This window comes from Pantoea sp. X-Soil-ISGK-355 (assembly GCF_059730805.1).
In genome coordinates, this window is sequence record NZ_AP035971.1 from 1,289,655 (window position 1) to 1,303,664 (window position 14,010).

Annotated in this window: 13 protein-coding genes; 10 read left to right on the plus strand and 3 right to left on the minus strand. The window is 58.7% G+C overall.

Features of this window, described 5'->3' with window-relative positions:
- The first annotated feature begins 98 nt into the window (after positions 1-98).
- The 3 genes from AC6I8J_RS05845 (at position 99) to idi (ending at position 3,983) form a co-directional block, all read left to right on the plus strand.
- Complete coding sequence (locus AC6I8J_RS05845; RefSeq protein WP_161736952.1) at positions 99-1,208, plus strand: suppressor of fused domain protein; 1,110 nt, start codon at positions 99-101, stop codon at positions 1,206-1,208.
- A 190-nt stretch (positions 1,209-1,398) separates the two neighbouring features.
- Entirely contained in the window at positions 1,399-3,294 is a 1,896-nt protein-coding gene (locus AC6I8J_RS05850) for a methyl-accepting chemotaxis protein (protein ID WP_253421397.1), read from the plus strand.
- A 146-nt stretch (positions 3,295-3,440) separates the two neighbouring features.
- Positions 3,441-3,983 (plus strand): isopentenyl-diphosphate Delta-isomerase, encoded by a 543-nt coding sequence (idi, locus tag AC6I8J_RS05855; protein ID WP_161736950.1) that lies wholly within the window; start codon positions 3,441-3,443, stop codon positions 3,981-3,983.
- A 35-nt stretch (positions 3,984-4,018) separates the two neighbouring features.
- Here idi and AC6I8J_RS05860 read toward each other — a convergent pair whose 3' ends face one another.
- Positions 4,019-5,494: an MFS transporter gene (locus tag AC6I8J_RS05860; protein ID WP_161736954.1), complete on the minus strand. Its 1,476-nt coding sequence runs from the start codon at positions 5,492-5,494 to the stop codon at positions 4,019-4,021.
- A 314-nt stretch (positions 5,495-5,808) separates the two neighbouring features.
- On the opposite strand from AC6I8J_RS05860, the gene osmF reads away from it, so the two are divergent.
- The 4 genes from osmF to AC6I8J_RS05880 are packed head-to-tail and all read left to right on the plus strand — an operon-like array spanning position 5,809 to position 9,558.
- Entirely contained in the window at positions 5,809-6,720 is a 912-nt protein-coding gene (gene osmF / locus AC6I8J_RS05865) for a glycine betaine ABC transporter substrate-binding protein OsmF (protein WP_222924303.1), read from the plus strand.
- A 3-nt stretch (positions 6,721-6,723) separates the two neighbouring features.
- On the plus strand, positions 6,724-7,899 hold the full coding sequence (locus tag AC6I8J_RS05870) for an ABC transporter permease (protein ID WP_497825165.1): 1,176 nt from the start codon (positions 6,724-6,726) through the stop codon (positions 7,897-7,899).
- Positions 7,892-8,839, plus strand: coding sequence for an ABC transporter ATP-binding protein (locus AC6I8J_RS05875; protein ID WP_497825166.1), 948 nt, complete (start codon positions 7,892-7,894; stop codon positions 8,837-8,839). The genes AC6I8J_RS05870 and AC6I8J_RS05875 overlap by 8 nt, the downstream gene beginning before the upstream one ends.
- Positions 8,827-9,558 carry an ABC transporter permease gene (locus AC6I8J_RS05880; protein WP_161736597.1) on the plus strand — a complete coding sequence of 244 codons (732 nt, stop codon included), beginning with the start codon at positions 8,827-8,829 and terminating at the stop codon, positions 9,556-9,558. The genes AC6I8J_RS05875 and AC6I8J_RS05880 overlap by 13 nt, the downstream gene beginning before the upstream one ends.
- On the opposite strand, the gene AC6I8J_RS05885 is transcribed toward AC6I8J_RS05880, so the two are convergent.
- Together AC6I8J_RS05885 and AC6I8J_RS05890 are read right to left on the minus strand one after the other, a co-directional pair.
- On the minus strand, positions 9,539-9,646 hold the full coding sequence (locus AC6I8J_RS05885) for a YohO family small membrane protein (RefSeq protein ID WP_013357227.1): 108 nt from the start codon (positions 9,644-9,646) through the stop codon (positions 9,539-9,541). The two genes, AC6I8J_RS05880 and AC6I8J_RS05885, sit on opposite strands and share 20 nt — an antisense overlap.
- Positions 9,647-9,733: 87 nt before the next feature.
- Positions 9,734-10,468, minus strand: a complete 735-nt coding sequence (locus tag AC6I8J_RS05890) for a MerR family transcriptional regulator (protein WP_161736596.1) — start codon at positions 10,466-10,468, stop codon at positions 9,734-9,736.
- 149 nt (positions 10,469-10,617) lie between these two features.
- On the opposite strand from AC6I8J_RS05890, the gene AC6I8J_RS05895 reads away from it, so the two are divergent.
- The 3 genes from AC6I8J_RS05895 to dinG all read left to right on the plus strand — a co-directional run bounded on the left by AC6I8J_RS05895 (position 10,618) and on the right by dinG (position 13,987).
- Positions 10,618-11,181 (plus strand): XRE family transcriptional regulator, encoded by a 564-nt coding sequence (locus AC6I8J_RS05895; protein ID WP_161736595.1) that lies wholly within the window; start codon positions 10,618-10,620, stop codon positions 11,179-11,181.
- Positions 11,178-11,696, plus strand: a complete 519-nt coding sequence (locus AC6I8J_RS05900; protein WP_161736594.1) for a GNAT family N-acetyltransferase — start codon at positions 11,178-11,180, stop codon at positions 11,694-11,696. The genes AC6I8J_RS05895 and AC6I8J_RS05900 overlap by 4 nt, the downstream gene beginning before the upstream one ends.
- Positions 11,697-11,818: 122 nt before the next feature.
- The gene (gene dinG, locus AC6I8J_RS05905; RefSeq protein WP_161736593.1) at positions 11,819-13,987 is read left to right on the plus strand and encodes an ATP-dependent DNA helicase DinG; all 2,169 of its coding nucleotides are present in this window, start codon (positions 11,819-11,821) and stop codon (positions 13,985-13,987) included.
- Positions 13,988-14,010 lie beyond the last annotated feature (23 nt).

The following is a 14,010-nucleotide window of genomic DNA, read 5'->3' on the forward strand; positions in this document are numbered from 1 at the left end:
CACACTTTGAGACTATTACCCTTGTCTCAGAGTGCAGCAGCCAGGATCCTGCTCTATTCTCGGGGAAAATGGATTCCTCCAGGCTTTGTCGAGGCACTATGACGTACAAATCCCTGATTGCTGAAGTCCACAATCAGCAGCGCACCCTGACCGCCATTGTCGAGCAGGATGAGCGCACCGCTTATTTTTACATCTGGCCCACCGACCTGTTCCGCAGTCAGTATGCGGTGCGCGGCTGCTGGCTTCGTAACCTGCTGCCTGCACCGGCACAGGAAGATCGCGGGGCGATGGAGCAGGGCATCGCCCCGCTGCTCAGCGCCGAGTATTGCCGTAATCTGGAAGCGGAGCCCGCGCTGGACCCGGCAGGTCTGCAGGTGCTGTGGGAGCCTTCTGATGATGGCGCTGCGCTGTGGTATTACGGCCAGCTGCTGGCGGTGATCCCCGGCTGGAGTCTTTATCAGGAGAAGCAGGTGAGCTTCTCTGCGGGCTGCATCAAAAAGAACCGGCTGACGGCCCCGCTGGGTTCAGCATCGACCAATGACTACTATGCCCGTGCGGAGCATCAGCGTCAGTTCTGGCGCGAATGGCACGACGGCAGCGAGTGGGACAGGGTCCAGCAGGATCTCATGGCCTGCTATCAGGCGCGTTTTGGCGAATCAGTGAAATATTACGCGATCGATCAGGGCAGCTGGCCGCCGATGGCGATCTCGCAGCACTGGCATCAGGGCGTGTGGTACTTCCTGACGCTCGGCATGAGTATCAGGCCGATGCCGCAGGTTGATTATCTGTTCGATGAGCTGGCACCGCAGTATCGCCGTATCGAGCTGGGCATGGCGGTCGATGGTGAAGTGATGACCGAAGGCAACGCGGTGCAGATGGCGAGCGCGCTGGCGGAGTTCGTGCATCTGCCATGGGCGCGACTCACCTGGCTGGGGGAGGGCCACACGCTGGCCTCAGAAGTGGCACCGGTCGGTTTTGAAAGCTTCCTGCTGGCGAATGAACTGGCACCTGCGCCAGCACAGTTCACGCTGCCGAAACGCGATGGCGATCGCCCGACGCTGCTCTGGTCCACGCCGATTACGGAAGCCGAGCGGCAGTTCGCGCAGGCTGACGAGCATGGCGGCCAAAAGTTACGAGAATTGTTAACAGCAGAAGGCAATGATCATGTTTTCCGCCCGCGCCTGCAGGTGGTCCATTCAGAAGAGTAAGCCAGTCTTATCAAGCCTCTTCGTCTGTTCCCCGGCAACCGTCGGGGACGTTATAGTAACTCTATGAAATTAAATTTTCACAAAAATCAAACATTTCTCAAATATGTGATCCCGCTCATCTCAAGTTCCCGTTAAGCGAGCCGTTAACCCGATCAGGCAATCGCGCCGCACCAGGTTCAGGGGAACAAAGATGTTTAAAACAACACAATCCCGCTTCACCGCAACAATGATCGCGTTCTTTGTTGCGCTTTTACTCGTTACAGTTTGGGTCATCAATCAGTTCGTCGCGCCACAGCTGGTCGACAGCGAAAGTCGTCTGGTTCGTTATCAGGTCGATTCACTCGCCTCTGGCATCGTTGAACAGATGAACCGCGTGCAGGCACAGCAGCGTGCGATTACCGAAGCCGCCTCTGTCATGGACAGCGCCACTATCGACACCCTGTTACCGACGCTGGTAAACCAGTATCAGGACAGCAACGTGTTTGGTGGCGGTATCTGGCCCCTGCCAAACCGTCGCGATCCGGCCAAAGAGAAAGACAGCAGCTTCTTTGCCCGTAATGCCAGTAATGAACTGCAGGTCAACACCTACTGGAACTCCGACGCCGCCGATAAATACTGGGAGCAACCCTGGTATAAAGATGGCCTGGCTGCCGCGAAAGGGCAGTGTGCCTGGGCAAAAGCTTATCAGGATGCTGCCAGCCCGCAGCCGCGTACCAACTGTGCCATGGCGATCTACCGCAATGGCTCGGCCTGGGGTGTCGCGACTATCGACGTGACGCTGGGGTTCTTCAACCAGCTGGCGAAGCAGATGGGTGAAACCATTCACGGCAATGTGCTGATCGTCGAAGCCGACGGCAAAGTCGTGGGTAATGGCGCGCTGGTCAATGCCGCGCCGAAGCTGGAGAACCTGGCTGACGTGCAGATGCCGATGGCCGCACCGCTGAAAACGTTGCTGAACGGTGTTGGCAATCAGCCGCTGGAAACCACTTATGACAGCAGCGAGGGCGAGCAGACCCTGTTCGTGCAGGCCATTCCTGGCAGCCCGTGGTATCTCGCCAGCAGCCTGCCAACCAGCCTGCTCAAAGCGCAGTCGCATAATATGCTGACCCGCCTGGGCCTGGTGCAGATCCCACTGGCGGTCATCCTGCTGCTGGTCTCGCTGGGCTTTGTCCGCGCCATGATGAAACGGCTTAACGTGCTGAACAGCAACATCGAAGCGCTGTCGACGGGGGGTGCCGATCTGACGCAGCGCCTGCCCGCCAGCAACAGCCCGGAGTTTAACGCCGTGGCGCAGAGCTTTAACCAGTTCATCAGCTATCTGCAGGGGCTGCTCCAGCAGGTGGGCGACAGCGCACTGGCGATTACTGCTGCGTCGCGGGAGATTGCCAGCGGTAACGCCAATCTCTCCTCCCGTACTGAAGATCAGGCCAGCTCGATTGTCGAGACGGCCGCGTCGATGGAGCAGCTGACCGGCACCGTGCGTCAGAACGCCGACAATGCGACGCATGCCAACCAGCTGGCAGCTGATGCCTCGCAGGTGGCCGCACGGGGGACTGAAGTGGTCCGTCAGGTGGTCACCACCATGGGTGAGATTCATCACTCATCCCGTAAAGTGGTCGATATCATCAGCGTCATCGACAGCATCGCATTCCAGACCAATATCCTGGCACTTAACGCCGCGGTAGAAGCCGCACGTGCCGGTGAACAGGGTCGCGGTTTTGCGGTGGTGGCTTCGGAAGTGCGCAATCTGGCACAGCGTTCAGCCAACTCGGCGCGTGAGATTAAAAAGTTAATCGAAGAGTCCGTGGCAAACATCGATACCGGCAGCGCGCTGGTTGAGCAGGCGGGTCAGACCATGGACGAGCTGATGAAAGGGGTAAGCAGTGTGACCACCCTGATGAGCGAAATTATGTCAGCCAGCCGTGAGCAGAGCCTGGGTATCGAACAGGTTAACGTGGCGATTACCCAGCTTGATGGTACTACCCAGCAGAATGCCGTGCTGGTGGAGCAGGTTTCCGCTGCCGCGCAGGCGATGGAATCGCAGAGCACCCAGCTTGAGCAGGTGGTTCAGAGTTTCCGCCTGTAATCCTTCGTCAGGCCAGCCTTGCTGGCCTGATTTCCTCTCTGCTTCATCCGCTTATCTCCGCCTGAGACGCGTAAAAATTCCGCGATGTTCCACCCAGACTGCTCATTCTGTGCCAGAATAGTTGGGAATAATCTCAAGGAAACGCCATGTCTGCTATTGAAGTTATCCTCGTTGACCACCTCGATCGTCCCACCGGCAAAATGGAAAAGCTGGAAGTGCATGAAAAAGGATTACTGCACCGCGCGGTGACGGTCTACGTCTTCAATTCCCGGCAGGAGCTGTTACTGCAGCGGCGTGCCAGCGATAAATATCACTGTGGTGGCTTGTGGAGTAATACCTGCTGTGGCCATCCTTATCCTCATGAATCGACCCGCGACGCCGCCGAGCGCCGTCTGCGTGAAGAGATGGGGATGATCGTGACGCTGACGCCGGTATTTGAGCTGAGCTATAACCTGAAGCTGAGCAATGGCCTGACCGAACATGAATATGGTCACGTCTTCTTTGCCGTCTGCGACACTTTGCCGCAGCTGAATCCGCAGGAAGCCGATGCCTTTGATTATCGTCCGATGGCGCTGATTGAGCAGCAGATGCAGCAGCAGCCACAGCTGTTCACGCCGTGGTTTTTGCATACCTTCCCGCGCATCCCGGACTATCTGGAGCATTTTCCTTTCCCGGTCATTACGGCATAAAAAAACCGCACTGAGGTGCGGTTTGCCTGCGCTCTTTACCCCGGCAGCTCAAAATCTTCTGCATCCACATCATAACCTGACGGTTCCCAGCGGATCGCCAGCAACGCCAGCAGGCCCGCCAGCGGGGCCAGGAAGATCACCCAGAAGACGCCGGTGCCCAGCGCGGCAACCAGCACCGGGAAGAGAAACAGCGAAACGGTCGAACTGCCGCGCATCAGCGTCTGGTTGAAGCCGACGCCCACGCCGCGCAGCGACGTCGGGTAGCTCAGCGACGCAAAGGTCATAGTATGAGACCCCGGCCCGAATCCCTGACCAAACAGGAACAGCGCCAGCATGCCAATCGCCAGCGCGGCTTCCTGACCGCCTTCGGGACGACCAATCAGCGCCAGCCCCAGCAGCGCCACGCACTGACAGCCATAACCCGCCACCGACATCTTCCACGCTCCCAGACGCGGCACCAGCCGCACCGCCAGAATTCCGCCGACAAAGGCGAACAGCAGATTCAGCGCCAGCGACACCAGAATGGTGGTGAGCATCGACTGAGCAAAGAAGCTTGAGATGATTACCGGCAGCCCAAACGCCACTGCGTTATAGGCAAACGACGAGGCGATAGAGGTGATGGTCGCCAGCAGCGTGCGGCGGCGATAAACGCCCTGCAGCAGCGCGCCATAGTTGCGCCAGCTCGCCTTGCGCACGGGTGTGGCAGCGGTCAGCCCGGCGTCGGGTGCTACCTGCGCGTTGATGTTCCAGGCACTGCGTAAAATCGCGGCGGCCCCTTTCAGATCCCCCTGATTCGCCGCCCACACCGGGGATTCGCTCATATAACGGCTGCGGATGGCGATGATGACAATCGCCGGAACGGCCCCAAAACCGAGGATCAGCCGCCAGAGCCAGTCGGTGTGGCTTTCAGGCAGCACCGCATAAAGCAGCAGCACCAGCAGATAAGAGATACTGATTGCCGCATACCAGGTCGGACACCACATCGCCACGCTGGCCGCTTTATTCCCCTTGCCGCGCAGCTTTGAAAACTCCGCCAGAAACGCCATCGCAACTGGCAGATCAATCCCGACGCCCAGCCCCATCACGAAGCGCGCGCCAGCCAGCACATACTCATTCGGGGCAAACGCACAGGCGATAGCCGCCACCACGAAAAAGAACATATCAGCCATAAAGACCCGATAACGGCCAATTTTGTCGGTGAGATAGCCGCCAATCAGCGCGCCGATGATTGCGCCGAAGGTGATGGCCGAGGCGACCATGCCGGTGCCGGTCGGAGTGAGACTAAACTCGCGCGTGATGTCTTTAATGCCAAACGCCAGCGCGCCCAGGTCGTAGGCGTCAAGGAACACGCCTCCCAGCGCAATCGCTACCACAATACGGGCATTGTTACGGGCGCTGTCGCCGCTGTTCACTAAGCGGGAGACGTCAGCTGCGCTGCGGATCCACTGTGTTTCGCCACCGGGCGAACTCCCTGCTGTTGCCACATGGGCGGAAGAGGTCAGGTCGGACATGATGTTGTACGTCTTTTATAATAAAAACAGATTTTCGAGAATAGCCGTTTAGACGCCCAGACGTAAATTCATTTCGGTTATTGATAATAATTTTTTAATCCCAAATCGTTATAAATTTGCGATAAAGTCAGCTGCAGCGCCGCTGCGCCAGGCTACGCTTTTAAGGCAGATAATTTCCGCTGCACGCCTTGCCAGTCTCCCTTTCGGCGGCAGGCGAGCAGGCGAGCAGGCTCAACGCTAAGGCGTCCCGCGCCTTGCGCGTCATCACACGAAAACATCATGTAAAAACAACAGACTGCGATAAGGAAAAGGCCATGGTCAGAGTTCGGGGTTGGGTGGGAGTCAGCGCGTTGCTGCTCAGTATGGGGATGGTACAGGCGGCGGAGCCGGTGCGGGTCGGCTCCAAAATTGATACCGAAGGATCACTGCTGGGCAACGTAATCCTTCAGGTGCTTGAAAAGCACGGCGTAAAAACCGTCAATAAAATCCAGCTTGGCACAACGCAGGTGGTACGCGGTGCCATCACGGCGGGCGAGCTCGATATCTACCCCGAATATACCGGCAACGGCGCGTTCTTCTTCAACGATGAAAAAGACAGTGCCTGGAAGAATGCCGCTGAAGGCTATGAAAAGGTGAAGAAGCTGGATGCGGAGAAAAACCATCTGGTGTGGCTGACACCGGCTCCGGCCAACAACACCTGGACCATTGCCGTGCGTAAAGATCTGGCTGAGAAGAACCAGCTCACTTCGCTGACCGATCTCAGCGCCTTTCTGAAAAAGGGCGGAACCTTCAAGCTGGCCGCCTCAGCCGAATTTATCGAACGCAGCGATGCTTTACCGGCCTTTGAAAAAGCCTATGGCTTTGACCTCAAGCAGGATCAGCTGCTGTCGCTGGCGGGCGGCGATACTGCTGTGACCATCAGCGCAGCAGCGCAACAGACCTCCGGCGTTAACGCGGCGATGGCCTACGGCACCGACGGCCCGGTAGCAGCACTGGGTCTGCAGACGCTCAGCGATCCCAAAGGCGTTCAGCCGATTTACGCGCCGACGCCGGTAATCCGCGAATCGGTCCTCAAAGCCTATCCGCAGATTGCCGACTGGCTGAAGCCGGTGTTCAGCGCGCTTGATGAGAAGACGCTGCAGCAACTCAACGCCAAAATCGCGGTCGACGGTCAGGACGCCAGCAGTGTAGCGACCGAGTGGCTGCAGCAGAAAAAGCTGCTGTAACCGATGCAGATATCGCGGGACGCGATACGCCATCCGGCTCAGCAGCCGGTGGCATTGCTGCTGCTGACGCTGCTGAGCCTGGCGCTGGTGGCCTTGCCGTTTCTTAACTTCGCCCCGAACCGTCTGGTGGCGGGTGAACCATTGATGGGCTGGCAGATAAACCGCTTCGGGCTATTACTGCTGCCATTGGTGACGCTTTGGCTGCTGCTGTGGCGTCCGCCCGGGCGCGTCACGCTGATTGTAGCGCTGCTGACGGCTCAGCTGATGCTGGCGGCGATCATCTGGCTCAGCGGTCATCAGGCGACGTTGCTGAGTCAGCAGGGCAGCCGTCTGGCACGCACCAGCTTTGCCAGTGGCCTGTGGTGCAGCGGTGCGCTGATCCTGCTGCTGATAACCGATCAGGTGCGGCAGCTGACCCCGCATCGGCTGGCACAGCTGCTGCTTAATCTGCAGGGCTGGCTGCTGCCGCTGTTGCTGCTGTTCAGTGGCCAGCTCGCCGATCTCTCCCTGCTGAAAGAGTATGCCAACCGTCATGCGGTGTTTGATGCGGCGCTGAGCCGTCATCTCACGCTGCTGGCCGGTACAGTCTTGCCTGCGTTGATGATTGCGCTGCCGCTGGGCGTTATGCTGTTCCGGCGGCCCGGCTGGCAGGGTAGCGTGTTTGGTGTACTGAATGTGATTCAGACGGTGCCGTCGGTGGCGCTGTTTGGTCTGCTGATTGCGCCGCTGGCCGGTCTGGCTCAGCATTTTCCGTGGCTCGGTGACTGGGGTATCAGCGGCATTGGTATGGCCCCGGCGCTGATCGCCCTGGTGCTTTATGCGCTGTTGCCGCTGGTGCGCAGCGTGGTGGTGGGGCTGCAACAGGTGCCGCATGAGGTGCGCGAAAGTGCGCGCGGCACGGGCATGAGCGGCTGGCAGCAGTTTATCGCGGTGGATGTGCCGCTGGCGCTGCCGGTCTGGCTCGCGGGCCTGCGTGTCGTCGTGGTGCAGACGCTGGGTATGGCAGTGGTGGCGGCGCTGATTGGCGCGGGCGGTTTTGGCGCGATTATTTTCCAGGGGCTGTTAAGCAGTGCGCTGGATTTGGTGTTGCTGGGCGTCATCCCAGTGATTGCGCTGGCGGTCGTCATTGATGCGCTGTTCCGCCTGCTGATCTCACTGCTGGAGAGAAAAGATGATTGAGTTTGATGGCGTTTCCCGCGCCTTTAACGGCAAAGCGGCGGTAAAAGATCTGTCGCTACAGGTGGCAAAAGGGGAGTTCTGCGTACTGCTCGGCACCTCCGGCTCCGGCAAATCAACCACGCTGAAAATGATCAACCGGCTGGTGGAGTTTGATAGCGGTGAGATCCGCTTTGCCGGTGAGTCGATTCGCCAGCTGGATGCCCGCATATTACGCCGACGCATGGGCTATGCCATTCAGTCGATTGGCCTGTTTCCGCACTGGACGGTGCGGAAGAATATCGCCACAGTGCCGGTCCTGCTGGGCTGGTCCAGATCGCAGATCGATGAGCGCATCGCGGCGCTGCTGGCGCTGCTGAACCTTGACGCGCAGCTGCTCAATCGCTATCCGCATCAGCTCTCCGGTGGGCAGCAGCAGCGGGTGGGCGTGGCGCGGGCGCTGGCGGCGGACCCGGAAGTTCTGCTGATGGATGAGCCGTTCGGCGCGCTCGATCCGGTGACGCGCGGCGTGTTGCAACAGGAGATGCTGCGTATTCATCGGCTGTCTGGCCGCACTATCGTGCTGGTGACGCATGACATCGACGAAGCGCTGACGCTGGCGGATCGCATTGTGCTGATGGATAACGGTAAGATTGTTCAGCAGGGCAGGCCGGCAGAGCTGCTGACCCAGCCGAAAAATGATTTTGTGCGCGACTTCTTTGGCCGCAGTGAAATGGGCGTCCGGCTGCTGTCGCTGGAACAGGTCGGTAACGCCGTCCGGCGCGGCGAGTGGCTGGCGGGCGAACCGATTGCTGCGGCGCTGACGCTGCGGGACGCGCTGTCGCAGTTTATCGCCCGGCGCACCGATAAACTGCCGGTCGTTGACGATCAGCAGCAGCCAATGGGCGTGCTCCACTTTGGCGACCTGCTGCAACTGCGCGAGGGCTTCACATGCGCAGGTTAAGGGATCCGTTGCTGTGGCTGGTACTGTTCTACGGCGCGCTGCTGACTCTGATGCCTTACAGCGGGCCGCTGTTTCACCGCTGGTTTCCGGAACTGGCGCGACCACTCTATCAGCAGGAGAGCTTCTGGCAGCTGACGCTGGCGCATCTGTTCCTGGTGATCACCGCCAGCCTGCTGGCCATCGTGATCGGCATTGGCAGTGGCGTGCTGGTGACCCGGCGAGCGGGACGCGCTTTCCGGCCGCTGATGGAAACTATCGTAGCGGCGGGGCAGACGATACCGCCGGTGGCGGTGCTGGCGATTGCGGTGCCGGTAATGGGCTTTGGCGCGTGGCCGGCGGTGGTGGCGCTGCTGCTGTACGGATTGCTGCCGATTTTACAGGGTACGCTGGCGGGCATTGATAGCATACCCGCCAGCAGCCGGGAAATTGCCATCGGGGTCGGCATGAGTAGCTGGCAGCGGTTGTGGCAGATTGAACTGGCGCTGGCTGCACCGGTGATTATCGCCGGGATACGCACGTCGGTAATCATCAACATCGGCACCGCGGCTATTGCCTCAACGGTGGGCGCAAAAAGTCTGGGATCGCCGGTGATTATCGGCCTGAGCGGATTTAATACAGCCTATGTGATTCAGGGAGCATTACTGGTGGCGCTGCTGGCAATAGTGAGCGATCGCCTGTTTGAACGCCTGCAGCGCTGGCTTAGCGTGAGTGGACAATAAGAGAATATCCCACCAGCATCAGACCGCTGGTGCCGCCGAGAGCCATAATGAAAAACAGCGTGGCGAAAAAGGCTTTTTTGACATTCATGGGTGAAACCTGAGCTTGTTAACAGTGAGGCGGGGATAATAGCGCGCGCAAGGCAGGAGGCAAAGTGCCCGGCGTGCGTTTTTGTTATCAGGTAGGTTCATGTAACCGCACGGCATAGCCCTGTTCCTGCCAGTGTGACAGCTGCTCCTGCTGACGACGGGTCAGTTTTTTACCGGTAAAGACAAACATATTCATGCCGGGAAAGAGTTCAGGACGGGGAACATCCAGGGGTTCTGCCAGTACATCAATCCGCCAGCCATGCTGCGAAAGACGCCAGCCTTCCAGCCAGATACGGGTCCGATCGTCGATGCCCCAGCCAATAATCAGCGCATCTTTACCCGATTTTTTGCGACTGGCGGTCAGACAAAATGCAACATAGTCGATCAGCAGACCATCAAGCAGACTGCACATGGTGCGGGCCGTGTTCTGATCCAGACTCAGCTTCTGGCGCACTGGCATAAAAACGTGATCAATCAGCGCATCAATCGGATGTTCGCGACCAATCGCGGCAATTTTATTACGAAGTTTAGCAGGCCTGACGTGGCGCAGTACGCTAATCAGTTCATCCTGCAGTGTGGTCCAGCCATCGTGTGCATCAACATCGCCACCTTCCAGCAGTGCCTTCACTTTACCGACCGGCACGCCACTTTCAATCCAGCGCATAATCTCTTCGATGCGCTGCACATCTTCTTCGTCAAACTGACGATGTCCGCCTTCGGTACGTTGCGGCTTCAGTAAGCCATAACGACGCTGCCAGGCGCGCAGGGTGACTGGGTTTATGCCACAGCGCTCGGCGACGTCACCGATACTGTATAAGGTCATAAATTCCTCTTTCGATTGGTCTGAGTACGATTACCATAACGAAGCAAATTAAGTTGTACAATACATTTCTCAATGTACAACTTGACTGATACGGCTTTTCCAGGCTATATCTCAAATAAGAGAATTATTCCCAAAAATGAGAGAACACCATGCCGGAGCTGAATACGGAGCAACGACTGGCGGTGCGGCTGGCAGAATTACGCCTGCAACGCGGCTGGTCACTTGATGAACTTTCTGTCGCTACCGGCATCAGCCGCGCGACATTATCGCGCATTGAGCGAAGCGAGACCAGTCCCACGGCGGCACTGCTTAATCGTTTGTGTGTTGCATACGGCTTAACGATGTCGCGCCTGCTCAGTGAAGTGGAAGAAGAGTCCAGTCTGCTGGTCAAAGAGGATCAGCAGCCGGTGTGGCAGGATGACGCCAGCGGTTTTATCCGTCGGAATATTTCACCACCTGCACTTCATTTTAGATGTGAACTCGTGGAGGGCAGGTTACGGCCTGGTGCGCGAATCGATTATGATGTGCCACCCATTCAGGGGCTGGAGCAGCATATCTGGCTGCGCGAGGGCGGTCTTACCGTCACGATGGGGTCTCAGGCGTGGACGCTACAGCCCGGCGACTGCCTGCGGTTTCATCTGGTCGGTAAATCGGCTTTTGAGGCGCACCTGACTGACGGCGCGCGTTACTTACTGGTGGTGGCGAAACCATGACGGATTACGCAACTCTCAGCGCGGCCCAGGCGCAACAGCTGCTGGGTGAACTGACCGACGTTTTGCAGAGCTGCGTGGCAGACGGTGCCAGCGTCGGTTTTATTGATGCTGAAGATGATGAGGTGATGGTGCGATTCTGGCAGCAGCGGAGTGCCAGCATCACCAGCGGCGACAGCGAATTACTGGTCGCGCGTCAGCGCGGGCGCATCGTGGCAACGGTCATCATCAGCCGCAGCGGCATGCCTAATGGCCGCCACCGCGCAGAGATCAGCAAACTGCTGGTGCACCCGCAGGCGCGCCGTCAGGGCATCGCCCGTGAACTGATGCAGCGCGCTGAGCAGCGGGCACGCGCACAGGGCAAAACCCTGCTGGTGCTGGATACGCGCAGCGGCGATGTCGCCAGCGATCTCTATCGCTCGCTGGGCTGGCAGGTGGCGGGGTCGATTCCCTGTTATGCCGAATCCATCGCAGGCGTGCTGGATGCCACCACCTATATGTACAAAGTGCTGGCGTAAAACACCGCTGTCGGACAACCGCTGATTTTACGGCGGGTCACGAAAAATTCGGCGCGAAAGCTGACGCCGCCAGGATACTGTGTAAAAATACAGGCCATTTTTTCGGTGTGGTAACGCAAATCATGGCCCTGACAGCCGCAGTAAAAAGCCAGATAGCGCAGTGGTATAAAGCGCTTCAGCAGCAGGTGCCTGATTTCATTCCACGTGCGCCGCAGCGCCAGATGATCGCTGAAGTAGCGAAATGCCTGGCGGGTGACGACGCGCGCCATCTGGCGGTCGAAGCACCGACTGGCGTGGGCAAAACCCTCTCTTATCTGATTCCGGGCATCGCAGCCAGCCGCGCTCAGGAAAAGCAGCTGGTGATCAGCACCGCCAACGTGGCGCTGCAGGATCAAATCTTCACGAAAGATCTGCCGCTGCTGAAGAAAATCATCCCCGATCTCACTTTTACCGCCGCGTTTGGCCGCGGGCGCTATGTCTGTCCGCGCAATCTGGCGGCGATGGCGGCCGATGACGATCAGCAGGGCGATCTGCTGCTTTATCTGGATGATGACGCCGTCAGTAGTACCAAAGAAGAACAGACGCAGTGTGGTCGCTTACAGAAGTCACTGGATCGCTACCAGTGGGATGGCCTGCGCGATCACAGCGAGGAGAACGTCAGCGACAGCCTCTGGCAGCGCCTCTCCACCGACAAAGCGAGCTGTCTGGGTTCGCATTGCCACTGGTATCGTGAATGTCCGTTCTTTGTGGCGCGGCGTGAAATCGAGCAGGTGGATGTGGTGGTGGCGAACCATGCGCTGGTGATGGCGGCGATGGAGAATGAGTCAGTGTTGCCGCCCGCTAAAAACCTGATGCTGGTACTGGATGAAGGACATCACCTGCCGGAAGTGGCCCGCGATGCGCTGGAGATGAGCGCCGACATCACGCCGGGCTGGAGCAGCCTGCAGCTTGACCTGTTTATCAAGCTGGTTGAGAGCATCATGACGCAGATGCGGCCGAAGTCGCCGCCGCCGCTGGCTAATCCTGAGCGACTGAAAGCACACTGTGATGAGCTGCGCGAACTGCTGACCATCACCGCGCAGGCGCTGAATCCGCTGCTGCCGCCGAATAACCAGCCGGGCGAATACCGCTTTGTGCTGGGTGCGCTGCCGCAGGAGCTGCTGGATCTCTGCGCCCGGCTGTTCAAACTCAGCGATGCCCTGCGGGGACTGAGTGAAGGCCTGATTAATGCGCTGAGTGAGCAGACCGGCAAGGTCGATATGGTGCGGCTGCATCGCAACCTGCTCCAGCTCAATCGTCAGTTTGGCTGGTTCGAATCAATCAGCAAACTCTGGCGGCTGGCGGCAATGGAAAAAGCCTCTGGCGCGCCGGTATCGAAGTGGATTACCCGCGAGCTGCGCGAAGGTCAGGCGCATCTGCTGTTCCACTGCGCCGGCATCCGCGTCAGCGACCAGCTGGAGAAAATGCTGTGGCGCAAAATTCCGCATGTGGTGGTCACCTCCGCCACGCTGCGATCGCTCAACAGTTTTAACCGCCTGCAGGAGATGTCAGGGCTTAGCGAAAAAGCGGGCGACCGCTTTGTGGCGCTCGACTCACCGTTTAACCATGTGGAGCAGGGCAAGCTGGTGATCCCGCAGATGCGACTTGAGCCGCTGATGGCGCACGAAGCGGAGCACATCGCCGAGATGGCCGGTTTCTTCCGTCAGCAGATGGCGGAGAAAAAGCATAAAGGCGTGCTGGTGCTGTTTGCCAGCAACCGGGCGATGCAGCAGTTTGTCGCCTGTCTGCCAGACCTGCGGCTCTCGATGCTGGTGCAGGGCGATCAGCCGCGCAGCCGCCTGGTGGATTTGCACCGTCAGCGCGTTACCAAAGGTGACACCAGCATTCTGATTGGCCTGCAGTCGTTTGCTGAGGGGCTGGATCTCAAAGGCGATCTGCTGAGTCAGGTGCATATCCACAAAATCGCTTTTCCCCCGGTGGACAGTCCGGTAATTTTGACCGAAGGCGAATGGCTGAAAAGCCTGAAGCGCTATCCGTTTGAGGTGCAGAGTTTACCCAGCGCCTCATTTACCCTGATTCAACAGGTCGGACGCCTGATTCGCAGCCATCAATGCTATGGCGAAATCGTGATTTACGACCGCCGTCTGCTGAGCAAAGCCTACGGCAGCCGCTTGTTAGCCGCACTGCCGATCTTCCCGATTGAGCAGCCGGAAACGCCAGAGCCGGCAGCGATACCGGCCATCGTGGTGCCAAAGCATACCGTGCGTAAACGCCGTCCCACGCGGCGCTGAGCCGCGCACTTAACCGGAAGCGA